The sequence below is a fragment of the Acidovorax sp. GW821-FHT09A11 genome (assembly GCF_059418365.1).
The window spans coordinates 116501-140523 of record NZ_JBWKPS010000003.1 but is presented as its reverse complement, the minus strand read 5'-3'; the positions used below and the strand labels follow the sequence as shown (position 1 = coordinate 140523).

The 24023-nt window shown below is 68.8% G+C and carries 22 protein-coding genes; 9 read left to right on the top strand and 13 right to left on the bottom strand.

Annotation, left to right across the window (positions count from 1 at the left end; genetic code table 11):
• Positions 1–68: 68 nt before the first annotated feature.
• The gene (gene rsmI, locus AC07PV_RS08260; RefSeq protein WP_218297337.1) at positions 69–1022 is read right to left on the bottom strand and encodes a 16S rRNA (cytidine(1402)-2'-O)-methyltransferase; all 954 of its coding nucleotides are present in this window, start codon (positions 1020–1022) and stop codon (positions 69–71) included.
• Here rsmI and AC07PV_RS08255 point away from each other — a divergent pair.
• From AC07PV_RS08255 to AC07PV_RS08245, 3 genes are all read left to right on the top strand, one after another.
• On the top strand, positions 1022–1432 hold the full coding sequence (locus AC07PV_RS08255) for a YraN family protein (protein ID WP_492805894.1): 411 nt from the start codon (positions 1022–1024) through the stop codon (positions 1430–1432). The genes rsmI and AC07PV_RS08255 overlap by 1 nt on opposite strands.
• Before the next feature lie 99 nt (positions 1433–1531).
• On the top strand, positions 1532–2134 hold the full coding sequence (locus tag AC07PV_RS08250) for an SIS domain-containing protein (protein ID WP_218297335.1): 603 nt from the start codon (positions 1532–1534) through the stop codon (positions 2132–2134).
• Positions 2131–2799: a BON domain-containing protein gene (locus AC07PV_RS08245; RefSeq protein WP_218341359.1), complete on the top strand. Its 669-nt coding sequence runs from the start codon at positions 2131–2133 to the stop codon at positions 2797–2799. Before AC07PV_RS08250 ends, AC07PV_RS08245 begins: the two co-directional genes overlap by 4 nt.
• A 223-nt stretch (positions 2800–3022) precedes the next feature.
• Here the strand turns inward: AC07PV_RS08245 and AC07PV_RS08240 are convergent, their stop codons facing one another.
• The 4 genes from AC07PV_RS08240 to AC07PV_RS08225 all read right to left on the bottom strand — a co-directional run bounded on the left by AC07PV_RS08240 (position 3023) and on the right by AC07PV_RS08225 (position 7045).
• Positions 3023–3937 carry an NAD(P)-dependent oxidoreductase gene (locus tag AC07PV_RS08240; protein WP_369641207.1) on the bottom strand — a complete coding sequence of 305 codons (915 nt, stop codon included), beginning with the start codon at positions 3935–3937 and terminating at the stop codon, positions 3023–3025.
• 167 nt (positions 3938–4104) lie between these two features.
• On the bottom strand, positions 4105–5241 hold the full coding sequence (locus tag AC07PV_RS08235) for a PilT/PilU family type 4a pilus ATPase (protein WP_218297332.1): 1137 nt from the start codon (positions 5239–5241) through the stop codon (positions 4105–4107).
• 64 nt (positions 5242–5305) lie between these two features.
• A complete protein-coding gene (locus tag AC07PV_RS08230) occupies positions 5306–5941 on the bottom strand; it encodes a Crp/Fnr family transcriptional regulator (protein WP_218297331.1) in 636 nt (211 codons plus the stop codon).
• Between the two features lie 60 nt (positions 5942–6001).
• Positions 6002–7045: a type IV pilus twitching motility protein PilT gene (locus AC07PV_RS08225; RefSeq protein WP_010463046.1), complete on the bottom strand. Its 1044-nt coding sequence runs from the start codon at positions 7043–7045 to the stop codon at positions 6002–6004.
• Between the two features lie 36 nt (positions 7046–7081).
• On the opposite strand from AC07PV_RS08225, the gene AC07PV_RS08220 reads away from it, so the two are divergent.
• The gene (locus tag AC07PV_RS08220; RefSeq protein WP_494629945.1) at positions 7082–7798 is read left to right on the top strand and encodes a YggS family pyridoxal phosphate-dependent enzyme; all 717 of its coding nucleotides are present in this window, start codon (positions 7082–7084) and stop codon (positions 7796–7798) included.
• Positions 7799–7814: 16 nt separating this feature from the next.
• Here AC07PV_RS08220 and ltaE read toward each other — a convergent pair whose 3' ends face one another.
• The 4 genes from ltaE to AC07PV_RS08200 form a co-directional block, all read right to left on the bottom strand.
• Positions 7815–8885, bottom strand: a complete 1071-nt coding sequence (gene ltaE / locus AC07PV_RS08215; protein ID WP_494629944.1) for a low-specificity L-threonine aldolase — start codon at positions 8883–8885, stop codon at positions 7815–7817.
• Positions 8886–9078: 193 nt separating this feature from the next.
• Positions 9079–10347 carry a branched-chain amino acid ABC transporter substrate-binding protein gene (locus tag AC07PV_RS08210; RefSeq protein WP_218297328.1) on the bottom strand — a complete coding sequence of 423 codons (1269 nt, stop codon included), beginning with the start codon at positions 10345–10347 and terminating at the stop codon, positions 9079–9081.
• Between the two features lie 78 nt (positions 10348–10425).
• Positions 10426–11406, bottom strand: coding sequence for a Bug family tripartite tricarboxylate transporter substrate binding protein (locus tag AC07PV_RS08205; RefSeq protein ID WP_218297327.1), 981 nt, complete (start codon positions 11404–11406; stop codon positions 10426–10428).
• Positions 11407–11458: 52 nt separating this feature from the next.
• Positions 11459–12106, bottom strand: coding sequence for a TetR/AcrR family transcriptional regulator (locus AC07PV_RS08200; RefSeq protein WP_218297326.1), 648 nt, complete (start codon positions 12104–12106; stop codon positions 11459–11461).
• Positions 12107–12265: 159 nt separating this feature from the next.
• On the opposite strand from AC07PV_RS08200, the gene AC07PV_RS08195 reads away from it, so the two are divergent.
• From AC07PV_RS08195 to AC07PV_RS08185, 3 genes are all read left to right on the top strand, one after another.
• Complete coding sequence (locus tag AC07PV_RS08195; protein WP_494629942.1) at positions 12266–13873, top strand: AMP-binding protein; 1608 nt, start codon at positions 12266–12268, stop codon at positions 13871–13873.
• 80 nt (positions 13874–13953) lie between these two features.
• A complete protein-coding gene (locus AC07PV_RS08190) occupies positions 13954–17226 on the top strand; it encodes an acetyl-CoA carboxylase family protein (RefSeq protein ID WP_494630239.1) in 3273 nt (1090 codons plus the stop codon).
• A 93-nt stretch (positions 17227–17319) separates the two neighbouring features.
• On the top strand, positions 17320–18459 hold the full coding sequence (locus tag AC07PV_RS08185; protein WP_494629940.1) for an aminotransferase class V-fold PLP-dependent enzyme: 1140 nt from the start codon (positions 17320–17322) through the stop codon (positions 18457–18459).
• 189 nt (positions 18460–18648) lie between these two features.
• On the opposite strand, the gene AC07PV_RS08180 is transcribed toward AC07PV_RS08185, so the two are convergent.
• Positions 18649–19074, bottom strand: a complete 426-nt coding sequence (locus tag AC07PV_RS08180; protein WP_218297323.1) for an XRE family transcriptional regulator — start codon at positions 19072–19074, stop codon at positions 18649–18651.
• 436 nt (positions 19075–19510) lie between these two features.
• On the opposite strand from AC07PV_RS08180, the gene AC07PV_RS08175 reads away from it, so the two are divergent.
• Both AC07PV_RS08175 and AC07PV_RS08170 read left to right on the top strand, forming a co-directional pair.
• Positions 19511–19726, top strand: a complete 216-nt coding sequence (locus tag AC07PV_RS08175; RefSeq protein ID WP_494629939.1) for a hypothetical protein — start codon at positions 19511–19513, stop codon at positions 19724–19726.
• 139 nt (positions 19727–19865) lie between these two features.
• Entirely contained in the window at positions 19866–21167 is a 1302-nt protein-coding gene (locus AC07PV_RS08170; protein WP_494630238.1) for a DUF445 domain-containing protein, read from the top strand.
• A gap of 459 nt (positions 21168–21626) precedes the next feature.
• On the opposite strand, the gene AC07PV_RS08165 is transcribed toward AC07PV_RS08170, so the two are convergent.
• The 3 genes from AC07PV_RS08165 to AC07PV_RS08155 form a co-directional block, all read right to left on the bottom strand.
• Complete coding sequence (locus AC07PV_RS08165) at positions 21627–22061, bottom strand: hypothetical protein (RefSeq protein ID WP_494629938.1); 435 nt, start codon at positions 22059–22061, stop codon at positions 21627–21629.
• Between the two features lie 114 nt (positions 22062–22175).
• The gene (locus tag AC07PV_RS08160; RefSeq protein ID WP_494629937.1) at positions 22176–22418 is read right to left on the bottom strand and encodes a hypothetical protein; all 243 of its coding nucleotides are present in this window, start codon (positions 22416–22418) and stop codon (positions 22176–22178) included.
• Between the two features lie 94 nt (positions 22419–22512).
• A complete protein-coding gene (locus tag AC07PV_RS08155) occupies positions 22513–24012 on the bottom strand; it encodes an FAD-linked oxidase C-terminal domain-containing protein (protein WP_494629936.1) in 1500 nt (499 codons plus the stop codon).
• Positions 24013–24023 lie beyond the last annotated feature (11 nt).

Genomic DNA, 24023 nt, shown 5'->3' with positions numbered 1-24023 from the left:
AAAATGTAGCTTTTGGCGCTTTCCTGCCAAGGGTCTAAGGCCAATTTGGCATGAAATCCGGGCCGGAATCAGTCCGCGGTGCCGCTGTCTGCACCACCGTCGTCCGCACCGCTGCGCTTCCATGCCAGGGCCGTGTCGTACAGCACATTGCGCGATGCGCCGGTGATCTCGGCGGCCAGGCGCACGGCGGTTTTCAGCGGCAGCTCCTGCACCAGCAGGCGCAGCACCCGCAGGCTGGAGCCATCGTCGCTGGCCACCGCCACCGGGTGCAGCAGCACCACGAACTCGCCGCGCGAACGCTGGGGGGCGCCGTCCAGCCACGCCGCCAGCTCATGGGCGGGCCGCGTGGTCACTTCCTCGAACTGCTTGGTCAATTCCCGCGCCAGCGTCACCGGGCGATCGCCCAGCACTGCCAGGGCCTGGGCCAGTTCGCCGATGCGGTGCGGGGCTTCGAGCAGCACCACGCAGCGGGGCTCATGGGCCAGCTGCTGCGCAATCACCGTGGCGCGTTCAGCGTTCTTGACGGGCAGGAAGCCCGCAAACACGAAGCCGCCGTGTTCGGTGCTGTGGGCCACGGCGCCAGCCACGCTCAGCGCGGTGGTGATGCTGCTGGCGCCGGGCAGGGGCACGGCGCGCAGGCCGGCCGCCTGCACGGCGGCCACCAGCCGGGCGCCGGGGTCGCTCACGCCGGGCGTGCCCGCGTCGCTCACGTACGCCACGCGCTGGCCCTGCTGCAGCCGCTGCACCACGTTCTGCGCGGCTTCGGCCTCGTTGTGCTGGTGCACGGCCAGCAGCTGCGAGGCCCCCTTGTCGATGCCATAGGCGCGCAGCAGGGATTGCGTATGGCGCGTGTCCTCGCAGGCCACGGTGTCGGCCATCTGCAGCACATGCAGCGCGCGCAGGGTGATATCGGCCAGGTTGCCGATGGGCGTGGCCACCACGTACAGGGCGCCCTCGGGATAATGCTGCGCAGCCGCCGCTTCACGCGCGGCGCCCTGGGCTGAAGCGAAAGATGCGCTCAATGAAATTCCTTGGAAAGAGAAAACCGGCGGAAGCCCCTGGCCCGGCCGCCAAACCCGCCACCACGCGCGAGCGCGGCAATGCGGCGGAAGACCAGGCCCTGGCCCACCTGCAGGCGGCGGGCCTGCACCTGGTGCAGCGCAATTATCGGACGCCCGGGCGCGGCGGCGGCGAGATCGACCTGGTGATGCGTGCACGGGACGGCACGCTCGTGTTCGTCGAGGTGCGCAGCCGCGCGGGCCGCGCGTTTGGCGGCGCAGGGGCCAGCATCGGCGCCACCAAGCAGCAGCGCATCATTTTCGCGGCCCGGCACTACCTGCTGCGCCTGCCTTCCCCGCCGCCGTGCCGCTTCGACGTGGTGCTGGTCGAGGAGTCCGTGCAGTGGCTGCAGGCCGCCTTCGATGCGCAGTAGGCGCGCGCCCGGTGGCCGCCATCCCTGGCGCCGGCGCCATGCAGGGAACTACGGTTTGCTACAAAAGCTGTAACACGCGGCGGGTATCATCGGGCCCTCATGCTTGAGCAACGCATCCAACAGCATTTCATCGACAGCGCCGACCTGAAGTACCAGGCCGCGCAGGTTCTGAGCCACCCCATCGCCGCCGCCGTGCAGGCCGTGCTGGCCTGCGTGACCAGCGGCGGCAAGGTGCTGGCCTGCGGCAACGGCCCCTCGGCCGCCGAGGCGCAGCAGTTCGCCGCGTTCTGCGTGGCCGGTTTCGAGCGCGACCGGCCCGAGCTGGCCGCGCTGGCCCTCACCTCCGACAGCACGCTGCTCACGGCCGCCACGGGTGGCAGCCACGATGCGGCGCAGCAGTTTGCGCGCCAGGTGCGTGCGCTGGGCCAGGCGGGCGACGTGCTGCTGGCGCTGTCGGTCACCGGCAATGACGCCAACCTGCTGGCCGCCGCCGAGGCCGCCCACGAGCGTGACATGACCGTGGTGGTGCTGACCGGCCGCACGGGCGGCAAGCTGGCCGCCCTGCTGCGCGAGACCGATGTGTTGATCAGCGTTCCGCACGACCGCGCCGCGCGCGTGCGCGAAGTCCATGCCCTGGTGCTGCATTGCCTGAGCGATGGCGTGGACGCCCAGTTACTTGGCGAACAGGAGATTCCCCTATGAAGCAAACCACCCTGAAACGTACCCGACGCACCGTGTGCACGGTGCTGGCCGCCGCCGCGCTGGCCGCGGGCCTGTCGGCCTGCGCGCCGTTGATCGTGGGCGGCGCCGTCGTGGGCGGCGTGATGGCCGTGGACCGCCGCACGACCGGTACGCAGATCGAGGACGAAGGCATCGAGCTGCGCGCCGCCAACCGCATCCGCGAAACCCTGGGCGACCGCGCCCATGTCAACGTGACCAGCTACAACCGCCAGGCCCTGCTGACCGGCGAGGTACCGAGCGCCCAGGACCGCCAGACCGTCGAGCAGATCGTGTCGCAGGTGGAGAACACGCGCTCGGTCGTCAATGACCTGGCCGTGATGCCCGCCAGCAGCCTGAGCCAGCGCTCCAACGACACCTTCATCACCGGCAAGGTGCGCGCCAGCCTGGTGGACGCCCAGGACATCTCGGCGAATTCCTTCAAGGTGGTGACCGAGCGCAACATCGTCTACCTGATGGGCCGCGTGTCGCAGCGCGAGGCCAACCGCGCCACCGAGATCGCCCGGGGCGTGAGCGGCGTGAGCAAGGTCGTGCGCGTGTTCGAGATCGTCTCGGAAGAAGAGCTGCGCCGCATCGCGCCGCAGCCCGCGCCAGTGACCACCGACAACAGCGCATCGCCCGGCGGTTGAAAGCGGGCGGCCAGGCTCGATAGCCTGCACAGCCCCTGGGTCGAAACATCCCGGTTCGCATGACGCGGACCGGGATTTTTTCTTGAAGACCCTGCATCGCGCGTTGCGGCATGAAGCTGGCACGGCACAAGCGAGTGCACCCGCAGAGCCGGCTTCGCCAGGCCGAAGAGGCCGCGCGCGCTTCTGGCGCGTGCCACCGGGGCGCCGCAGGCGACCCAGGGGGCTACGTCAGCCTTTTGATCAGGCTCGACGTGTCCCAGCGGTTGCCGCCCATCTTCTGCACATCGGCGTAGAACTGGTCCACCAGCGCCGTCACGGGCACGCGCGAGCCGTTGCGCTTGGCTTCGTCGAGCACCAGGCCCAGGTCCTTGCGCATCCAGTCCACCGCAAAGCCGAAGTCGAACTTGCCGTCCACCATGGTCTTGCCACGGTTGTCCATCTGCCAGCTCTGGGCCGCGCCCTTGCCGATCACCTCCAGCACCTGTTTCATGTCCAGGCCCGCGTTCTGGCCAAACGCCACCGCCTCGGACAGCCCCTGCACCAGCCCGGCGATGCAGATCTGGTTGACCATCTTGGCCAGCTGGCCCGCGCCGCTGTCACCCAGCAGCGTGAAGGCGCGCGAGAACGCCATGGCCACGGGCTGGGCCGCCTCGAAGGCCGCCGCGTCGCCGCCGCACATCACGGTGAGCAGGCCGTTCTGCGCGCCGGCCTGGCCGCCGGAGACGGGGGCATCCACGAAGTGCAGGCCCAGGGCACGGGCGGCTGCGTACAGCTCGCGCGCCACCTCGGCCGACGCGGTGGTGTGGTCCACGAAGATCGCGCCCGGCTTCATCCCGGCAAAGGCGCCGTCGGCCCCCAGGGTGACGGAGCGCAGGTCATCGTCGTTGCCCACGCAGCAGAACACGATGTCGGCACCGGCCGCGGCCTCGCGCGGCGTTGCGGCATGCCTTGGCGCCTTGGCGCCGGCGTACTCCGCGCACCAAGCTATGGATTTTGTAGCGGTTCGGTTGTAGACCGTGACCTCATGCCCGGCCAGTGCGAGGTGGCCGGCCATCGGATAGCCCATCACGCCCAGGCCCAGGAAGGCGACCTTGCGGGATGGGGTTGCGTCGTAGTTGCGGGGATTGGTGCTTGGCATGGGAGTGGTTCTTGCAAAAAAAGGCCGCCACGGGGGCAGCGTTTGAAACTGGCGCGGTCCAGGCCAGCGGACGCCGTGGAACTGGCTTTGCCAGGCCACCAGCGTCGTCCCCCTTCCCGCGCGCAGCGCGAGAGAAGGGGGAAGCGGCGCAGCCGCTCAGGGGGTTGTCACACAATCGCGAAGTGCTCGGTGCCCGAGGCAAGGTCCGGCGATTTGGCGCGCTGGCTGTTGAGCTTGATCTGCAGGCGCAGGTCGTTGAGCGAATCGGCGTTGCGCAGCGCGTCTTCATAGCTGATCACGTTGGCCTCGTACAGGTCGAACAGTGCCTGGTCGAAGGTCTGCATGCCCAGGTTGCGGCTCTTCTTCATGATCTCCTTGATCTCGGAGACATCGCCCTTGAAGATCAGGTCGGAGATCAGCGGCGTGTTCAGCATGATTTCCACGGCCGCAGCACGGCCCTTGCCGTCCTGCTTGGGGATCAGGCGCTGGGACACCATGCCGCGCAGGTTGAGCGACAGGTCCATCAGCAGCTGCGCGCGGCGCTCTTCGGGGAAGAAGTTGATGATCCGGTCCAGCGCCTGGTTGGCGCTGTTGGCGTGCAGCGTGGCCAGGCACAGGTGGCCGGTTTCCGCAAAGGCCACGGCATGCTCCATGGTCTCGCGGTCGCGGATTTCGCCCATCAGGATCACGTCGGGCGCCTGGCGCAGCGTGTTCTTCAGGGCTGCTTCCCAGCTGTCGGTGTCCAGGCCCACCTCGCGCTGCGTCACCACGCAGTTCTTGTGCGGGTGCACGAATTCGATGGGGTCTTCCACCGTGATGATGTGGCCGAACGAGTTCTCGTTGCGCCAGTCCACCATGGCGGCCAGCGTGGTCGATTTGCCCGAGCCCGTGGCACCCACCAGGATGCACAGGCCGCGCTTGGTCATCGTCACTTCTTTCAGCACCTGCGGCACGCCCAGGCCGTCGATGGTGGGCAGCGTGAGCGGAATCGTGCGCAGCACCATGCCGACCTTGCCCTGCTGGATGAACGCGTTGACGCGAAACCGCCCGATGCCGGCGGGCGAGATCGCGAAGTTGCACTCCTTGGTGCGTTCGAAATCGGCCACCTGCTTGTCGCTCATGATGGCGCGCGCCAGCGTGAGCGTGTGGTTGGGCGTGAGCGGTTGGGGCGACACCTTGGTCACCTTGCCATCGACCTTGATCGCGGGGGGGAATTCCGCCGTGATGAACAAGTCGCTGCCATTGCGGCTCACCATCAACTTGAGCAGGTCATTGATGAATTTACTGGCCTGATCGCGTTCCATCAGAATTTCTCCCGGGGGTGTTCGTCTGTCGGGTGGTCGTTGTGCAGGTGGTATCCGCGCATCATCATTTCTGGTTGTCGCTCAGGCGGGCGCTCACCACGCGCAGGCGCAGCGACAGCTTGCGGGCCAGCAGCGCGATCAGGCTGGCGGCGAGCTGCGGGTCCTTGGTCATCATGTCGTCCATGGCCTCGGCGCTCAGCACGGCGATCTCGCAGTCGGTGAGCGTGGTGCAGGCCGAAAAGCGGATGCCGCTGTCGAGCAGCGACATCTCGCCCAGGATGTCGCCGGGCCGGGTCTCGGCCAGGCGCAGCTGTTCGCCCCAGGGCTGCACGCGGTCCACCGCGATGGTGCCGGTGAGCAGCACCACCATGAAGTTGCCGTATTCGTCCTGGCGGATCACGTCGCGGTTGGACGGGATGGCCGCGAATTCGAAGAAACGCTCCATGCGCTCCACGGCGTCCTTGTCCAGGTGCGCCATGTACTTGTCCTTGGCCCACAGGCCCTGCAGCAGCTTGCCGCCACGGCTGGTGGGCAGGCGCTTGGCGCCCACTTCCACGGCACGCGCCTCCCAGGGCACGAGCATCGAATCGTCCACGCCCTGGCCGGCGAAGGCCGTGGAAAACAGCACCGAATCCGTGTTGTCCTCCATGGGCTTGCCGCCGCGGGTTTTCATTTTCAGAAGGCTCAGAATGCCTTTCATACAGTGCTCCGGTGTGCGGCAGCTCGTCGGGCCGCAGGGTACATGGGTGCCGCGCGCGGATCAGCCCGGGAAGTTTTCGGGGATCTTGGCCTTGGCGCGCGCCTCGGCCGGGCTGATGATGTTGCGGCGAACGAGGTCGGTGAGATTCTGGTCCAGCGTCTGCATGCCCACGCTGTTGCTGGTCTGGATGGTGGAATACATCTGCGCCACCTTGGCCTCGCGGATCAGGTTGCGGATGGCGCTGGTGCCCAGCATGATCTCGTGCGCTGCCACGCGGCCCGAGCCGTCCTTGGTCTTGCACAGCGTCTGCGAGATCACGGCCTGCAGCGATTCGGACAACATCGCGCGGACCATTTCCTTTTCTTCGGCCGGGAACACGTCGATGATCCGGTCGATGGTCTTGGCGGCGCTGGAGGTGTGCAGCGTGCCGAACACCAAATGGCCTGTTTCCGCCGCCGTCATGGCCAGGCGGATGGTTTCCAGGTCGCGCATTTCGCCCACCAGGATGGCGTCCGGGTCTTCGCGCAGGGCGGACTTCAGCGCGGCGGCGAACGACAGCGTCATCGGGCCGACTTCACGCTGGTTGATCAGGCACTTCTTGGATTCGTGCACGAACTCGATCGGGTCCTCCACCGTGAGGATGTGGCCGTACTCGGTTTCGTTCAGGTAGTTGACCATGGCGGCCAGCGTGGTGGACTTGCCCGAGCCCGTGGGGCCGGTCACCAGCACCAGTCCGCGCGGCTTCAGGGCCAGGTCGCCGAAGATCTTGGGCGCGTTGAGCTGCTCGAGCGTGAGGATCTTGGAGGGAATGGTCCGGAACACGGCGGCCGCGCCGCGGTTCTGGTTGAAGGCGTTGACGCGAAAGCGGGCCAGGCCTTCGATCTCGAACGAGAAGTCGACCTCCAGGAACTCTTCATATGTCTTGCGCTGCGAGTCGCTCATGATGTCGTACACCATGGCATGCACCGTCTTGTGGTCGAGCGCATCGACATTGATGCGGCGGACATCCCCGTGGACCCGGATCATGGGCGGCAGGCCTGCGGAAAGGTGCAGGTCGGAGGCCTTGTTCTTGACGCTGAAAGCGAGCAGTTGGGTAATGTCCACGGAATCCCTCTATCGTTTGATACGCTGTCAAACATTATGACCACGATTGCTAACAACCTCCAACAGGTTCTGGGCAGGATGGCGCAGGCGTGCACAGCCGCCTCGCGCGACCCGGCCAGCGTGTCCTTGCTGGCGGTTTCCAAGACCTTTGGCGCCGGCGCCGTGGCCGAGGCCGTGGCCGCCGGGCAGCGCGACTTCGGCGAGAACTACATCCAGGAAGGGGTGGACAAGATCATCGCCCTGCGCGCCGCCGCGCCCGGCGTGGCGCTGCAGTGGCACTGCATCGGGCCCATCCAGAGCAACAAGACGCGCCTGGTGGCCGAACACTTCGACTGGGTGCACACGGTGGACCGCCTGAAGATCGCCGAGCGCCTGTCGGCCCAGCGCCCGGAGCACCTGGCGCCGTTACAAATATGCGTGCAGGTCAACATCGATGGCGGCCGTACCAAGTCGGGCGTGGCGCCGACTGAGGCATTGGAATTGGTCCGCGCTGTCGCGAAACTGCCACGGCTGGTGGTGCGCGGGATCATGAGCATTCCGGACCATGCTCCTGAATTCGAAGCGCAACGCGCCCTTCATGCGAGCGCCAAGGCGCTTTTCGACCAGATAGCGGCGCTGCAGGAACCCCGCCTCGAGCGCTTCGACACCCTGTCCCTGGGCATGACGGCCGACCTGGAGGCCGCCATCCACGCCGGCAGCACGATGGTGCGCGTGGGCACCGGCATTTTTGGAGGTCGGACTTACCCCGCCTGAAGCATGAGCCGGTCGATCAGCCCGGCAGCTGGAACCGCCCCACGCAGTCCAGCGCCGCTGTCACATCGGCCTCGCTCACGTCCAGATGCGCCACCCAGCGCAGGCGCGTGGCGACGCCGTACAGGCTGCTCGTCACCCGCACGCCATGCTCTGCCAGCCAGGCCGTGAAGGCGGGGGCTACGTCCGCATGCAGGTCGGTGAACAGGATGTTGGTCTGCCAGGGGTGGACCGTGATCTTGCCCTGCAGCACCGGATGGCGCTGGTTGATATCGCTCAGTCCCTGGGCCAGCCGTGCCAGGTTCGCGTGATCGTCGGCCAGGCGGCGCACGTGGTGCTCCAGCGCATGGTGGCCCGCGGCGGCCAGCACGCCGGCCTGGCGCATGCCGCCGCCCAGGATCTTGCGGGTGCGGCGCGCCTGGCGGATGAAGTCGCGCGAGCCCAGCACCAGCGAGCCCACGGGGGCGCCCAGGCCCTTGCTCAGGCACAGCGACACCGAATCGAAATGGCTGCACAGCGAACGCGCCTCGTCGTACACATCGGTGCCGTGGCGCGCCGCGTTGGCCGTGGCGGCGTTGAACAGGCGAGCGCCGTCCAGGTGCATCGCCAGCCCCCGGCTGCGCGCCAGCTGGGCTACCTCGGTGATGTAGGCGGGCGGCAGCACCTGGCCGCCGGTCGTGTTCTCCAGCACCACCAGGCGGGTGCGGGCAAAGTGCGGGTCGTCGGGCTTGATGGCGGCGGTGATGTCGGCAATGCGCAAGGTGCCGTCGGGCTGCGTCTCCACCGGCTGCGGCTGGATGGAGCCCAGCACCGCCATGCCACCGGCCTCCCAGCGGTAGGTGTGCCAGCTCTGGCCCACGATGGCCTCGTCGCCGCGCTGGCAGTGGCCCCACAGCGCGATCAGGTTGGTCTGCGTGCCCGAGGGTGCGAGCAGCGCGGCCTCGAAGCCCAGCAACTGCGCCGCATGCTCCTGCAGTGCGTTCACGGAAGGGTCGTCGGCAAACACATCGTCGCCCAGCGGGGCCTTGAACATGGCCTCGCGCATGGCGGGCGTGGGCTGGGTGACGGTGTCGCTGCGAAAGTCGGGCATGGGCGCGGTCCTCGTGGGTCGGGTCAATGAATGCAAAGACCGGCCATGTTAGTCGCGTTGGCCTCCCCTGCGGCCGCAAGGCGCTCGGCCGGCGACATGGGCGCTGCCGAGGCCAGGGACGCCGAGCCAGGGCCGCCCCGCAGCGAGGGCGTCGTCCCCCTGGGGGGAAGGCGCCGAAGGCGACTCAGGGGGGCTACGGTCTGGTCATCTTGCAGTCCGTGCCTTGCGCCAGCTCATTGCCGGTGTAGGCGGCATCGGTGCGGAAGCCATAGTTCGTGCCTTCCCAGCCCACCTTCACGGTCTTGCCGTCCACCGGCGCGATGGTGTTGACCACCTGCGGCAGCAGCAGCTGGTGGTCCTCGCCGCGCATGCGCACGGGGCCCACCACCGAGTCGATGGTCAGGTCTTCCAGCGCGCGGGCCACCTTCACCGGGTCGGTGGACTGTGCCTTGTTGATGGCCGCGGCCAGAAAGCGCGGCGTCATCTCGATGCGCGGCGCGAGGAAGTCCTTGCCCGTCTTGGCCTGGTAGGCCTTGGCGAGCGCGTCCACCTTGGGGGTGTCGGCCTGGCCCGGGTGCCATTCGGCCACCCATGTCAGCTGGCCCTGCTTGGCCTGCGACACCGCCAGTACCGTGCCGGGAATGGAGCCCGCGCTGTGGTTGAAGTAGCGCAGGTTGTAGCCCGCGTCACCCGCCGCCTTGAGCAGCAGTGTCATGTCCTGCCCCCAGTTGCCGGTGATGACCGAGTCGGCCTCGGTGCTCTTGACCTTGGCGAGATAGGGCGCGAAGTCCTTCACGCGGCCGATGGGGTGCAGCGCCTCGCCCACGAACTGGATGTCGGGGCGCGCCAGGCCCACCATCTCGCGGCCGTAGTGCGCCCACTGCTTGCCATGCGCGTAGTCCTGGTTGAGCAGGTACACCTTCTTGATGTCCGGCTGCTTCTTGATGTAGTTGGCGATGGCCTTCATCTTCATGGCCGTGTTGGCCTCGAACTGGAAGTGCCAGAAGTTGCAGGCCTTGCCGGTGAGCTCGGGGTCGATGGAGGAGTGGTTGAGCACCAGGATCTCCTTGCCCGGGTTGCGCTGGTTGTGGCGCGCCGCCGCCTGCACCAGCGCCGTGACCACCGACGAGCCCGAGCCGCCCGTCACGATGGCCTTGGCCCCCTGGTCGATGGCCGCCTGCAGCGCGCTCTGGCTCTCCTGGGCCGAGAGCTTGCTGTCGAACTGCAGCAACTGCAGCTTCGTGCCCTTGAGCACGCCGCCCTTGGCGTTGATGTCCTCGATGGCGTACTGCGTGTGCGTGAGCATGAGCTCGCCCACGTTGGCGAAGGGGCCCGAGAGCGGGTCGATGTAGGCGACCTTGAAGGTCTCCTGCGACCAGGCCGTGGAGGCGGCGGCGGTGCACAGCAGGGCCGCACAGGCGGCCAGGGGCGTGAGGGAACGCGTCAGGGGGTGGCGCAGCATGGTGCTTGTCTCGCTTTCTTGTCGTGGTGAGACCGGGGCGGGCTTGCCACCCCGGCGGGAGGGAGAAGGCTGGGCCCGTCAGTCGAGCGCGATGCCCAGGCTGCGTATCAGCGGGTGCCAGCGCGACACCTCGGCCGTGATCATCTGCGTGAACTCCTGCGGCGTGTTGCCCACGGGCTCGATCCCCACCTCGCGGTACCGGGCGCTGGTCTGCGGCGACAGCAGGGCCTGGGCGATGGCTTTCTGCAGCGCCTGCACGGTGGCATCCGGCGTGGACGCATGCACCGCCACGCCCACCAGCGCCGTGGCCTCCACGCCCTTGAGTCCCAGTTCCTCGAACGTGGGGACATCGGGCAGGCGCGGGTGGCGCCGGCTGTCGGCCACCGCCAGCGCGCGCAGCTTGCCCGCCTGCAGGAAGCCGCCCGCGGCCGCGTAGTCGCTCATCACCGCCGGGATCTGCCCGCCCGCCAGGTCGGCGAGCGCGGGCGACGATCCCTTGTAGGGGATGTGCGTCATCTTCAGTCGGGCGTGGTGCATGAGCATCTCCATCGCCATGTGCTGCGGCGTGCCCGCGCCCGCCGAGCCAAAGTTGAGCGTGCCGGGCTGGCGCCGCGCCTGCTCGATGAACTCCTTTGCGTCCTTGGCGTCGCAGGCGGGGCCCACGACCAGGATCATCGGGGCGCGCGCCAGCAGCGTCACGAGCTTGAGGTCCTTGTCGGGCGCGTAGCCGAGCTTGCGGTACAGCACCGGGTTGAAGACCAGCGTGCCGTTGTCCACGTTGATGAGCGTGTGCCCGTCGGCCGGGCCGCGCAGCACGTCGGCCACGGCGATGGCGCCATTGCCGCCGGGCTTGTTGTCCACCACCACGCTCTGGCCCACGGCGGCCGACATGGGCTGGCCCACCGTGCGCGCCATGAAATCGGAGCCGCCGCCCGCGGGGTAGGGCACGATCCAGCGCAGCGGCTTGGCCGGGAAAGGGGCGGAGGCGTGCAGCGCGCGGCTCAGGCCGAGCGATGTGGCGCCGAGCAGCGCCAGTGTGGATCGTCGTGACAGCAGCATGGTGGCTAGGTTTCCTTGAGGGGTGTGTGGGGACGAAAGACTCTCGCCGCGCTCAGCGCGCGGGCCGGCGCCGGGCGCGCAGGCCCAGCACCCGGTAGGCCAGCGTGGACAGCTCCTGCGCCACTTCGTCGGCCGACAGGCGGCCGTCCGGTCGGTACCAGTTGTAGAGAAAGCCCGGCAGGCTGCAGGCCGCCAGGGCGGTGATCTTGGTGTCGTGGAACTCGAACATGCCGTCCTCGCGGCCTTCCTCGAGCAGGGCGCAGAGCTTGTCGTAGAAATGGTTGGCCAGCTGCTTCTGGGTGGCCAGGTATTCGGGGCGGTACACCTGGGGTTCGCGGTACGGAAAGAACGCAGACGGGTGGTGCGCGAGCGTGGCGCGAATCAGGCGGTCGATGCCCTCGGCCACCTTCACGTGCGCGGGGCGCGGGTCGTCCTCGGCGAAGTCCATGGCCGTGAAGCACGCCACGGCGGGTGCCCACGACAGGGTCTCGAAGATCTCCTGCTTGTTGCGGAAGTAGTAGTAGACGAAGGGCTTGGTCACCCCCAGCTTCTGCACGATCTGCTCGATGGTGGTGTTGGCGTAGCCCTGCGCATCGAACAGCGCCTCTGCTGCGCGCAGGATGCGCTCGCGCTTCTCGTCCGACCCGGCCGTGGCGGCTTTCTGCCGGCCGCTGGCCTGCATGGGGAGCTGCTGGCCCATGGCAGGCTGTCCTTTGTGTGACGGTTGATTTATACCCATGGGTAGCATTGTTCTACCAGTCGGTATATATTGGCAAGACGCTGGCGGGCAGGGGTGCCTATCGCAAACCCTTAGCAAGCCCTTAGAACCAGCGATTCCAGACACCTCGGAGACAACGCCATGCCACAGACCGCACCGCAGCTGCCGCTGCACGAACACCTGCGCCGCCACGCGCGCGAAACGCCCGACCGCACCGCGTACCTCTGGTACGGCCAGCCCGTCACCTGGGCAGAGCTCGACGCGGCCAGCGACGCCTTCGCCGCGCGCCTGCAGGCGCTGGGCGTGGGCAAGGGCGAGCCCGTGGCGCTGTTCATGAACAACTGCCCGCAGTACGTGATGGCGCACTACGGCATCCAGAAGATCGGCGCCATCGTCTGCCCCTGCGGGCCGCTGAACAAGGAGCACGAGCTGGAATACCAGCTCACCGACCTGCAGGCGCGCGTGATCGTCGCGGCCGACGTGCTGCTGCCCGTGGTGGACAAGGTGCGCGCCAGCACGGCGCTGCGGCACGTGTTCGTGGTGCGCTATGCCGAGCTGCTGCCCGACGGCGCGCTCAGCATCGACGCGCCCGCCGAGCTGCTGGCCATGCGTGCCGCCATGGCGCCAGCCCCCGCGGGTTGCGAGGACTTCCTGGCCGCCACGCGCACCGGGCAGCGGCCCGCGCCCATGGCGCTGTCCATGGACGATGTCTCGCTCATGACCTACACCTCGGGCACCACGGGGTTGCCCAAGGGCGCGATGCTGAGCTACGGCAACGCCACCTTCAAGACCGCCGCGTCGGCCGACTGCAATGGCATGACGCAGCAGGAGACGCTGCTCGCGGTGGCGCCGCTGTACCACATCGCCGGCATGGTGATGGGCGTGAACCTGCCCGTCTACACCGGCGCCACGGCCGTGCTGCTGTACCGCTTCGATCCGCTGGGCGTGGCCCAGGCGCTGGAGCGCCACCGCATCACCTGGTGGTACAGCATCGCGCCCATGAACGGCGCGCTCATGCAGGTGCCGGGCGCGCGCGCCATGGACTGGAGCGCGCTGCGCCGCAACCCGGTCACGAGCTTTGGCATCACCTTCACCGAGGCGCTCGCCCAGCAGTGGCGGCAGTTCGCGCCCCATTGCATCGCGCACGAGGCCGCCTACGGCTTGAGCGAAACCCACACGGTGGATACCGCCATGCCCGTGGACGCGATCCGCTGGGGCACCCAGGGCAAGCCCGTGCCGGGCAACACCTTGCGCATCGTCGACCCCGACACCGGCGCCCCGCTGGCCACGGGCGAGGTGGGCGAGATCACCATCCATGGCCCCGGCAACTTCAAGGGCTACTGGAACAAGCCCGAGGCCACGGCCAAGACCCTGCGGGACGGCTGGGTCTACACCGGCGACATGGGCAAGATCGATGCCGACGGCTACGTCACCTTCATCGGCCGCTTCAAGGAGATGATCAAGGTCTCCGGCTACAGCGTGTTCCCGGAAGAGGTGGAGACCCTGCTCATCAAGCATCCCGCCGTGGCCCAGGCCGCCGTCATCGGCGTGCCCGACGCGGAAAAGGGCGAGGTGGTGCGTGCCTTCATCGTGAAGAAACCCGGCCAGGACGTGGACGCCGCTGCCCTGGTGGCCTGGTGCCGCGAGAACATGGCGCCCTACAAGGCCCCGCGCGAGGTGCGCTTCATCGACGCGCTGCCGGCCACGGGCGCCGGCAAGGTGCTGCGCCGCCTGCTGCGCGACCTCTGAACCAGAAACGATTCCAGCGCTTGCCCATCCTGCGCTGGCAGCTCCACCAACCATAGCAACACCCCATGCCATCGCCCGCTCTGTTCACCAAAGTTCTTGTCGCCAACCGGGGGGAGATTGCGCTGCGCACCGTGCGCGGCCTTCATGACCTGGGCATCGCCAGCGTGGCCGTGTTTGCCGATGACGATGCGGCCAGCCCGCACGTGCAGGCCGCGGGCACCGCCGTCGCCCTGGGCGCCACCGGGCCCGCCGCGTACCTGGACGGCGCGCGCATCATCGCCATCGCGCAGGCGCAGGGCTGCGACGCCGTGCACCCCGGCTACGGCTTCCTGAGCGAACGCGCCGACTTCGCGCGCGCCTGCGCCGGGGCCGGCCTGCGTTTCATCGGCCCCACGCCCGCGCAGCTCGCGCTGTTCGGCGACAAGGCGCAGGCCCGCGCGCTGGCGCTGCAGCAGGGCGTGCCGCTCATGCCGGGCACCCAGGCGGCGGTGTCGCTGGAGGAGGCCCAGGCCTTCTTCGCGCAGCAGGGCGGCGCCGGCATCGTGATCAAGGCGATTGGCGGCGGCGGCGGGCGCGGCATGCGCGCCGTGCAGGCGCAGGACGACCTGCCCGCCGCCTACGCGCGCTGCCGCAGCGAGGCGCAGGCAGCGTTTGGCGTGGACGGCGTGTATGTGGAGCGGCTCATGTCCAACGCGCGCCACATCGAGGTGCAGGTGCTGGGCGACGGCCAGGACGTGGTCGCGCTGGGCGAGCGCGAGTGCACGCTGCAGCGGCGCTTTCAGAAGGTGGTGGAGATCGCGCCCAGCCCTTCGCTGCCCGCGCCGCTGCGTGAACGCATCATCGCCGCCGCGCTGGCCATGGCGCGCGCGGTGGCCTACGAGGGCCTGGGCACCTTCGAGTTCCTGGTGGACCTGGCCTCCAGCGACGTGCCCTTCGTGTTCATCGAATGCAACCCGCGCCTGCAGGTGGAGCACACCATCACCGAAGAGGTGACCGGCGTGGACCTGGTACAGGCGCAGATCGCGCTGGCGGCCGGCCGCAGGCTGCAAGACATCGGGCTCGACCCCGCCGCGCCGCCCGCCGTGCGCGGCTTTGCGGTGCAGTGGCGCATCAACGCCGAGACGCTGGACGCGCAGGGCGGTGCCACCCCCGGCAGCGGCACGCTCACCCGCTTCGACCTTCCCACCGGCCCCGGCGTGCGCGTGGACACGCACGGCGCAGCGGGCGCCACGCCCTCGCCGCACTACGACACGCTGCTGGCCAAGCTCATCGTGCACACGGGCGGCCCGCGCTTTGCCGATGCGCTGCGCCGCTCGCGGCGCGCGCTGGACGAGTGCCGCATCGGTGGCGTGGCCACCAACCTCGCGCTGCTGCAGGCCCTGGCCGCGCGGCCCGAAATGGAAAGCCAGCAGGTGCACACGCGCTGGCTGGAGTCGGTGCTGCCAGAACTGCTGGTTGCTACTAAAAATATAGCTAATGGCGCATATGATTCGGGCGCTAGCGCTCAAAACCCCCAAAATCCGTCAGCGCCCGCACCCGAAGGCTCCGTGCTCGCTCCCATGCCCGCGCGCCTCGTGCAACTGAGCGTGTCCGAGGGCGACGTGGTGGCCGCGGGTGCCGAGCTGGCCGTGCTCGAGTCCATGAAGATGGAGCACATGCTGCTGGCGCCGCATGCGGGCCGCGTGCGCGCGCTGCTCGCGGTGCCGGGCGGCTACCTCGTGCAGGGCCAGCCGCTGCTGGTGCTCGATGCCGTGGAGGGGGCGGACGCCGCCCAGGACGCACAGGGCGCGCAGCAGGACCTGGATGCCATTCGCCCCGACCTGCAGCGCGTGCGGGACCGCCACGCCTTCACGCTCGACGCCGCGCGGCCCGAGGCCATCGCCAGGCGCCACGCCCAGGGCGGGCGCACCGCGCGCGAGAACATCGCCGACCTGTGCGACGCGGACAGCTTCATCGAATACGGCACGCTGGCCATCGCCGCGCAGACGCGCCGCCGCAGCCTGGATGACCTCATCGCCAACACGCCCGCCGACGGCATGGTCACGGGCATCGGCGGCATCAACGGTGCGCTGTTCGGGCCCGAGAAGTCCCGCGCCGTGGTCATGTCCTACGACGCGACCGTGCTCGCGGGCACCCAGGGCGCGCGCAACCACGCCAAGACCGACCGCATGCTGGGCGTGGCGCTGGCGCAGAAACTGCCCGTGGTGCTGTTCGCCGAAGGCGGCGGCGGCCGCCCGGGCGACACCGACATGCCCGTGGTGGCCGGCCTGCACGTGCACACCTTCGCCAGCTACGCCGCGCTCTCGGGCCAGGTGCCGGTGATCGGCATCGCGGCGGGGCGCTGCTTTGCGGGCAACGCGGCCCTGCTGGGCTGCAGCGACGTGATCATCGCCACGCGCGGCAGCAACATCGGCATGGGCGGCCCGGCCATGATCGAGGGCGGCGGCCTGGGCGTGTTCAAGCCCGAGCACATCGGCCCCAGCCGCGTGCAGCATGCCAATGGCGTGATCGACGTGCTGGTCGATGACGAAGCCGGGGCCGTGGCGGCCGCGCGGCACTACCTGTCGTTCTTCCAGGGGCGCACCGGTGCCTGGACGGCGCCGGACGCACGCGCCCTGCGCTCCGTGGTGCCCGAGAACCGCCTGCGCGTGTACGACACCCGCGCGGCGATGGCCGGCCTGGTGGACGACGGCAGCCTGCTGCCGCTGCGCACCGGCTTCGGCGCGGGCATCCACACGGCGCTGGCGCGCATCGAGGGCCGCCCCGTGGGCATCCTGGCCAACAACCCGCTGCACCTGGGCGGCGCCATCGACGCCGATGCGGCCGACAAGGGCGCGCGCTTCATGCAGCTGTGCAACGCGCACGGCCTGCCCATCGTGAGCCTGGTGGACACGCCCGGCTTCATGGTCGGCCCCGAGGTGGAGGCCACGGCCCAGGTGCGCCACGTGAGCCGCCTGTTCGTCACCGCCGCCAGCCTGCGCGTTCCATATTTCAGCGTGGTGCTGCGCAAGGGCTACGGCCTGGGCGCCATGGGCATGACGGCCGGGGGCTTCCATGCGCCGGTGTTCACCGTGGCCTGGCCCACGGGCGAGTTCGGGGCCATGGGGCTCGAAGGCGCGGTGCGCCTGGGTTTCCGCAAGGAGCTGGAGGCCTTGCCCGAGGGCGCCGAGCGCGACGCGCTGTTCGCCAAGCTGCTGGCCAGGTCGTACGCCAACGGCGAGGCGCTGCACATGGCGACCACGCTGGAGATCGACGCGGTGATCGACCCGGCCGACACGCGCGCATGGCTGGCACGGGGCCTGGCATCGGCGCAGGTGGCGCCGCCCGGGCACCGGTTCGTGGACACCTGGTAGGGCAGCGCGCGGGCCGCGCTCTGCATGCTAAGCTGGCCCGCCTTGCCCGCCCCACGCCGGGGCGGCGCCCCTGTTTGACGGAGACTTTTCACCATGCCCGGACTGCTGCCCGATATCGATCCCGATGGTTTGCTCGAGTTTTCGGTGGTCTACACCGACCGCGCGCTCAACCACATGTCCAAGCGCTTCACCGGCGTGATGCAGGACATCCTGGCCACGCTCAAGGAGGTCTACCACGCCCACACCGCCGTGCTGGTGCCCGGCAGCGGCACCTTCGGCATGGAGGCCGTGGCGCGCCAGTTCGCCAATCGCGAGAAGGTGCTCATCGTGCGCAACGGCTGGTTCAGCTACCGCTGGACGCAGATCTTCGACGCCGACAAGGGCCTGGGCGGCGGCTCCGTGGTGTGCAAGGCGCGCCCGCAGGGCAGCGGCCCGCAGGCGCCCTGGGTGCCGTGCCCGGCCGAGGAAGTGGCGGCCACCATCCGCGCCGAAAAGCCCAAGGTCGTGTTCGCGCCCCATGTGGAAACGGCCAGCGGCATCATCTTGAGCGACGACTACCTGCGCACCCTGACGGCCGCGGCCCACGAGGTGGGCGCGCTGTTCGTGCTCGACTGCGTGGCCTCGGGCGCGATGTGGGTGGACATGCAAGCCACCGGCGTGGACGTGCTGATCTCGGCCCCGCAAAAGGGCTGGAGCGGCTCGCCCTGCTGCGCCATGGTGATGCTCAGCGAGCGCGCGCGCCAGGCCATCGACGGCACCACGAGCAGCAGCTTCTCGTGCGACCTCAAGAAGTGGATGCAGATCGCCGAGGGCTACGAAAAGGGCCAGCACGCGTACCACACCACCATGCCCACCGACGCGCTGGTGCGCCTCTCCGAAGTGATGGCCGAGACGCGCGAATACGGTTTTGCCAAGGTGCGCGACGAGCAGATCGAGCTGGGCGCCAAGGTGCGCGCGCTGCTCGAGTCGCGCGGCTTCCCGAGCGTGGCGGCCGAGGGCTTCAAGGCCCCCGGCGTGGTGGTGAGCTACACCACCGACCCCGGCATCCAGAACGGCAAGAAGTTCATGGAGGTGGGTCTGCAGACCGCCGCCGGCGTGCCGCTGCAGTGCGACGAGGGGCCGGATTTCAAGACCTTCCGCATCGGCCTGTTCGGCCTGGAGAAGTGGCACAACGTGGACCGCACGGTGGGCCACCTGAGCACCGCGCTCGACCAGGTGGCCCCGCGCGGCTGAACCGGGCCGCCGCCCGTGTTTCGCGGGCCTCTTGAAAAAAAAGCCACCCGCGGGTGGCTTTTTTTCGTGGTGGCCGGGCGCGGTGGTGGTGCCTGGGGGCTCGGCACGCACCGGGCGGCAAGTGCGCGCCGCGGACCGCCCGAGACCGCAGATGCACACGGCGCGGTGATTCATGCGTGCAGAGAATCCCTAGGGGGCCTGGGTTTCGCGCTCGGCCTCTTCGGCCGCGTGGGCGCGCGCGATCGCCAGGATCACGTCGCGCGCGAGGCGCCGCTTGGGCACGGGCAGGCGCAGGTAGATGTCGAACAGCTCGCGGTCCTGGTAGCCCAGGCCCGCATGCCACTGCGCCTGCCGCTCCCGCACGCGCAGGGGTTCTGCATCGCCGTAGCCCAGCTGCTGCACCGGCACCTGCAGCCATTCGGCCAGGGTGGTGAGCTTCTTGTGGTCGGGCATGGTCTCGCCCAGCAGCCAGCGGCGCACGCCGTGCAGCGTCATGGGCTTGCCCCAGTGGCGGGTGTTGAACTCGCGCTCCAGCACCGCCGGCCTGGGTTCATAGCCTGCGTCCATCATCGCCTTGCGTAACCGGTCCGCAAACTGTCTTTTTGCATCCTGCATGCAGTCACACTAAAAAGGCGCGCAGGAGCTGCGGTGATTCTTGTATATAGTCACGCAATCAATTTGCTCGTTGGTTACGTAGCGGGTCTGCCCGCCAATTCAGGGGCAACGAGCGGCCTTGCAAGGAGGGTGGCGTGGCTGTCGAACACCGAAGGATGGAAACCTGGGAAGCCCGGCGGGAGCGGGTGGGCTGGTTTCCCGGTGCCTGCATGCGCGCGGCAGCCCTGCCGGTCGGGCGGCGGCCGCGCGGGTGGCCCGGCCGCCAGCCCATTGTGCGGGGTTCTGCATTGCGCCACAGTCACCCATGTACTTGCGCGGCGGTGACGCCCGCGGTGCGCGGGCTGCCGCACTGACAGGGGGCCGGGACGTGTGCAGCAGCGGCCCCCGCCACCCCCGCGAAGGATCGCTGCCGCCCTGCGCAGGGCGGGACCACCCCGTGGGGGGCTGCTCCCAGGACGGCGCCCGGCCGGTGGCGGCGGTGGCGGCAGTGGTGCCCGCCCCGCCCGTGGACGACCGTGAACGCCAGCGGCTCATCCTGACGCCCGCCCAGCGGCAGATGATCCTGGCGAACGTGCGGCGGTTGCGGGAGCTGCGGGAGGAGGAGCGCGCCGCGCGCGGCATCCTGGCCAGCGAGCCCGCGCCCCGCGAATGACAGTGGGTGCGCCTGGACGGCCGGGGCGCGAGTGGAGACGGGGCATGCGCCGGGGCCGGGCATGGTAGGGTGAATGCATCTTGAATCCCCCGCCGGCCGGCCCGCCGCCCGCCCGCCCGCATGCTGCCTGTCCGATGCCATGACCCAGGAATCCGAACCGCTGCCACAAGCCCTTGCCCTGCAACGTGCGAGGCGCCACGCCTTGGGGCTGCTGGTGCTGGTGTCGGCCGTGTTCGTGGCCACCAGCGTGGTGGAGCGCGGCCTGTGGCTGAACTGCCTGAAGGCCGTGGCCGAGGCCGCGATGGTGGGCGCGCTGGCCGACTGGTTCGCGGTGGTGGCGCTGTTTCGCCGCCCGCTGGGCCTGCCGATCCCGCACACGGCGGTCATCGCGCGCAACCAGGCGCGCATCGGCCGCAACCTGGCGGTCTTCGTGCGCGACAAGTTCCTGGACGTGCCCTCGCTGGTGGCGCTGATCCGCCGGCACGACCCCGCCGAGCGGCTGGCGCAGTGGCTCACGGCACCCGGCAACGCCGCGCTCCTGGGCCACCAGGCCACCCGCCTGGCGTCGGCCGCGCTCGAGACGGTGCAGGACGCGCAGGTGGAGCGCTTCATCCAGAAGGCGGCGCGCGCATTGATCGGGCTGGTGGACATGTCGCGGGCCCTGGCGGCGGTGCTCGACACCCTCACGCACAACGGCCGCCACCAGGCGCTGCTGGACGACGTGCTGGGCAAGCTCATCGAGCTGCTGCAGAACGAGCAGACCCGTGCCTGGGTGGCGCAGACCATCGTGGCCTGGCTCAAGAAGGACCACCCGCGCACCGAGAAGCTATTGCCCAGCGACTGGCTGGGCGACAAGGGCTCGGCCCTGCTGGCGCGCGCGCTGGAGAGCGTGATGGCCGATGTGGCCGCCAACCCGCAGCACGCCTTGCGCGCGCAGTTCGATGCGGCGGTGCAGCGCTTCATCGAGCGCCTGCGCGGCGACCCCGACTGGGCGCGCAAGGGCGAAGAGATCCGCGCCTGGCTGCAGACCGATGCCACGGTGGGGGGCTATGTGCAGGCGCTGTGGCAGGACCTGCGCGGGGCGCTGCAGCGCGATCTGGCCGACGCGGATTCGGTGCTGGCGCGGCAGGTGCGCAACCTGGGGCAGTGGCTGGGTCAGTCGCTGGCGGGGGATGCGGCGCTGCGGCAGTCGCTCAATGACCGGCTGGAGCGGTGGGTGGAGGGCCTGGCGCCGGATGTGTCGGCGTTCATTGCGCAGCACATTGAGGACACCGTGCGGCGATGGGATACCGAGGAGATGACGCAGCTGATTGAGCTGAACATTGGCAAGGACCTGCAGTACATCCGCATCAACGGCACCGTGGTGGGCGGGCTGATCGGGCTGATGCTGTTTGTGGTGTCGCACGCTGGGGAGATTTGGCGGGCGGTGGTGGGCAGCTGACCACTCGTTCGGGCTGAGCCTGTCGAAGCCGGTGCGTTCCACCCCAACCGTTCGGGCTGAGCTTGTCGCAGCCAGGGCGTGCTGGTTCGAAAAGCATGCTGGTGTTGAGGGCGGAGGCCGGGACTCGCCCCGGCGGGCGAGGTACTTGTTCTTTGCTTCGCCAAAGAAAAGTACCCAAAAGAAAGGCGACCCACAGTCTGCGACCCCTGCGCTTCGCTACGGGGCAAACCTGCGGCGGGGCGGTTGCGGGGTGCGCCGTGGAACTCGCTTTGCGCCTGCGGCGCGCCGCTCGGACAACCACGGCGAGTCAGAGCACGAGGCATGGGCGCTGCGACGCCCATGCTCACCCCGCAACCGCCCCGCCGCAGGCGCAGCCAGCAGGGGGTGGGAGCCGAACAGCCAACAGCCGAGCAGCCACACGGGCCATCGCGTTGCTCGGCCGCGGCTGGGCTGCGTCAGCTAGCGTGCTGCCTGATCCGCCACCATGTTGGCCGCGTGTTCTTCCTGCAGATGCTGCGCAATCTGCGCCCACGCCTGTTTGGCCTCGGCGTCCTGCGCCCAGGCGTAGCAACTGGCGATGTGCATGGCCGTCACTGCATGGTGCGGGTCGAGCGCAAAGGCCACCTCGCACTGCAGCGCCGCCTGGCGCCACATCGCGGCCGCGTCTTCTGATCCTTCTTTCTGCAGCGCATGGGCCTCTGCGACCCACGCCTGCCCCAGGCGAAACGCAGCAGCATGTTGAGTGGGGTCGGCGTCATGCGCCCGTTGAAACAACACTCCCGCCTGCCGCCACAGCGCCCGCGCTGCGGCGAAGTCTTGCGTGGCTACGGCTTGCGCCTGGGCGACGAGGGCGTTGCCGGACTGGAGGAGGGTGGAGGGGGAGTCGCTGAGCATCTGGTCAAAATGGCAGAGGATAGGCGTTCGGATTGTCGGCGGTTTGCCGGCTGCTATCGCTCCGTACCGACCGTTCGTGTTCAGTCAGAAACGAACTTCAACGCCTTTGGGGGCTTAATAAAACAACGTCTTCAAGAGCGTTGCCACAGCTACTTCAACACCAAAAAGCGCATAGCACGCGCGGATCAAAAACGCGTCCTGCGGATGGGTCTGCGCTAGTTGCGCCATCGCATAAGCGTGTGAGTTTGCCTTGAATTGATCAAGAAACTTGCGATGCTTCTTCGTTTTTACGGCGATGACGATCCACTGAACCAACGCGAGGGCAAAGCAGATAAGCAACAGTGTGTCAAAGCTCAAGATTTTCCTGGTCTGAAAGCGATTCAAGCGATCTTACTGACCGGAATGCTAACTTCGACTTAGTCAACAAACCGGGCAGGTGGGGCCGCTGTCCTCAAAACCTCGGCAAATCCGGATGCTTGATCGCCCCCCCGCGCACCAGCATCTTCCCGTACTCCGCACACCGGTTCAGCGTGGGAATCACCTTCCCTGGGTTCAACAGCCCCGCCGGGTCAAACGCATGCTTGAGCCCGAGCATCTGCGCGTTCTCCTCGGCCGTGAACTGCACGCACATGCTGTTGAGCTTCTCCACGCCCACGCCGTGTTCGCCCGTCACCGTGCCGCCCATGGCCACGCTGGTCTCCAGGATGTCCGCGCCAAACAGTTCGCAGCGGTGCAGCTGGTCGGCATCGTTCGCATCGAACAGGATCAGCGGGTGCAGGTTGCCGTCGCCCGCGTGGAATACGTTGGCGCAGCGCAGCTGGTATTTCTTTTCCATCTCCTGGATGGCGAGCAGGATGTCCGCCAGGCGCTTGCGCGGGATGGTCGAGTCCATGCACATGTAGTCGGGGCTGATGCGGCCGCTGGCGGGGAAGGCGTTCTTGCGGCCGCTCCAGAAGCGCAGGCGTTCGGCCTCGTCCTGGCTGACCGAGATGGCGGTGGCACCCGCCGCGCGCAGCACGTCGCTCATGCGGCCGATTTCTTCTTCCACCTCCTCGGGCGTGCCATCGCTTTCGCACAGCAGGATGGCTTCGGCCGTGAGGTCGTAGCCTGCGTGCACAAAATCTTCCACGGCGGCGGTCATGGGCTTGTCCATCATCTCCAGGCCGGCGGGGATGATGCCGGCGGCGATCACGGCCGCCACGGCGTCGCCCGCTTTGCGCACGTCGTCGAAGCTGGCCATGATGCAGCGCGCCAGCATGGGCTTGGGGATGATGCGCACCGTCACCTCGGTGATCACCGCGAGCATGCCTTCGCTGCCGATCACGGCGGCCAGCAGGTCGTAGCCAGGGGTGTCCAGCGCATCGCTGCCGAACTCCACCGGCTCGCCTTCCACCGTGAAGCCCTTCACCTTGAGCACGTTGTGCACCGTGAGACCGTATTTCAGGCAGTGCACGCCGCCCGAGTTCTCTGCCACGTTGCCGCCGATGGTGCAGGCGATCTGGCTGCTGGGGTCGGGCGCGTAGTACAGGCCGTAGGGCGCGGCGGCCTCGCTGATGGCCAGGTTGCGCACGCCGCACTGCACCACGGCCGTGCGGCTCACCGGGTCGAGGTCGAGGATGCGGTTGAACTTGGCGAGCGAGAGCGTGACGCCCAGGGCATGCGGCATGGCGCCGCCCGACAGGCCCGTGCCCGCGCCGCGCGCCACCACGGGCACCTGCAGGTGGTGGCAGGCCTTGAGCACGGCCTGCACCTGCTCGTATGTTTCGGGCAGGCACACCACCAGCGGGCGCTGGCGGTAGGCGGTGAGGCCGTCGCATTCGTAGGGGGTGGTGTCTTCGGCGTGCCACAGCAGCGCGTGCGCGGGCACCACGCGGCTCAGGGCCTGGACAACCTCGGCCTGGCGTGCGGCGCGTTCGGACAGGGCTGTGGTGGGTTCGGCGGCAGTGTTCATGGCCGCCACTG

Excerpts from the sequence above, each read along its gene's own strand:
- AC07PV_RS08185 (WP_494629940.1), top strand. The coding sequence starts at position 17,320 with ATGCCCGGACTGCTGCCCGATATCGATCCCGATGGTTTGCTCGAGTTT.
- AC07PV_RS08255 (WP_492805894.1), top strand. The coding sequence starts at position 1,022 with ATGAAATTCCTTGGAAAGAGAAAACCGGCGGAAGCCCCTGGCCCGGCC.
- AC07PV_RS08155 (WP_494629936.1), bottom strand. The coding sequence starts at position 24,012 with ATGAACACTGCCGCCGAACCCACCACAGCCCTGTCCGAACGCGCCGCA.
- AC07PV_RS08250 (WP_218297335.1), top strand. The coding sequence starts at position 1,532 with ATGCTTGAGCAACGCATCCAACAGCATTTCATCGACAGCGCCGACCTG.
- AC07PV_RS08240 (WP_369641207.1), bottom strand. The coding sequence starts at position 3,937 with ATGCCAAGCACCAATCCCCGCAACTACGACGCAACCCCATCCCGCAAG.
- AC07PV_RS08220 (WP_494629945.1), top strand. The coding sequence starts at position 7,082 with ATGACCACGATTGCTAACAACCTCCAACAGGTTCTGGGCAGGATGGCG.
- AC07PV_RS08205 (WP_218297327.1), bottom strand. The coding sequence starts at position 11,406 with ATGCTGCTGTCACGACGATCCACACTGGCGCTGCTCGGCGCCACATCG.
- AC07PV_RS08245 (WP_218341359.1), top strand. The coding sequence starts at position 2,131 with ATGAAGCAAACCACCCTGAAACGTACCCGACGCACCGTGTGCACGGTG.
- AC07PV_RS08230 (WP_218297331.1), bottom strand. The coding sequence starts at position 5,941 with ATGAAAGGCATTCTGAGCCTTCTGAAAATGAAAACCCGCGGCGGCAAG.
- AC07PV_RS08180 (WP_218297323.1), bottom strand. The coding sequence starts at position 19,074 with ATGCAGGATGCAAAAAGACAGTTTGCGGACCGGTTACGCAAGGCGATG.
- AC07PV_RS08200 (WP_218297326.1), bottom strand. The coding sequence starts at position 12,106 with ATGGGCCAGCAGCTCCCCATGCAGGCCAGCGGCCGGCAGAAAGCCGCC.
- AC07PV_RS08165 (WP_494629938.1), bottom strand. The coding sequence starts at position 22,061 with ATGCTCAGCGACTCCCCCTCCACCCTCCTCCAGTCCGGCAACGCCCTC.
- AC07PV_RS08235 (WP_218297332.1), bottom strand. The coding sequence starts at position 5,241 with ATGGAACGCGATCAGGCCAGTAAATTCATCAATGACCTGCTCAAGTTG.
- AC07PV_RS08210 (WP_218297328.1), bottom strand. The coding sequence starts at position 10,347 with ATGCTGCGCCACCCCCTGACGCGTTCCCTCACGCCCCTGGCCGCCTGT.
- AC07PV_RS08195 (WP_494629942.1), top strand. The coding sequence starts at position 12,266 with ATGCCACAGACCGCACCGCAGCTGCCGCTGCACGAACACCTGCGCCGC.
- AC07PV_RS08170 (WP_494630238.1), top strand. The coding sequence starts at position 19,866 with ATGACCCAGGAATCCGAACCGCTGCCACAAGCCCTTGCCCTGCAACGT.
- ltaE (WP_494629944.1), bottom strand. The coding sequence starts at position 8,885 with ATGCCCGACTTTCGCAGCGACACCGTCACCCAGCCCACGCCCGCCATG.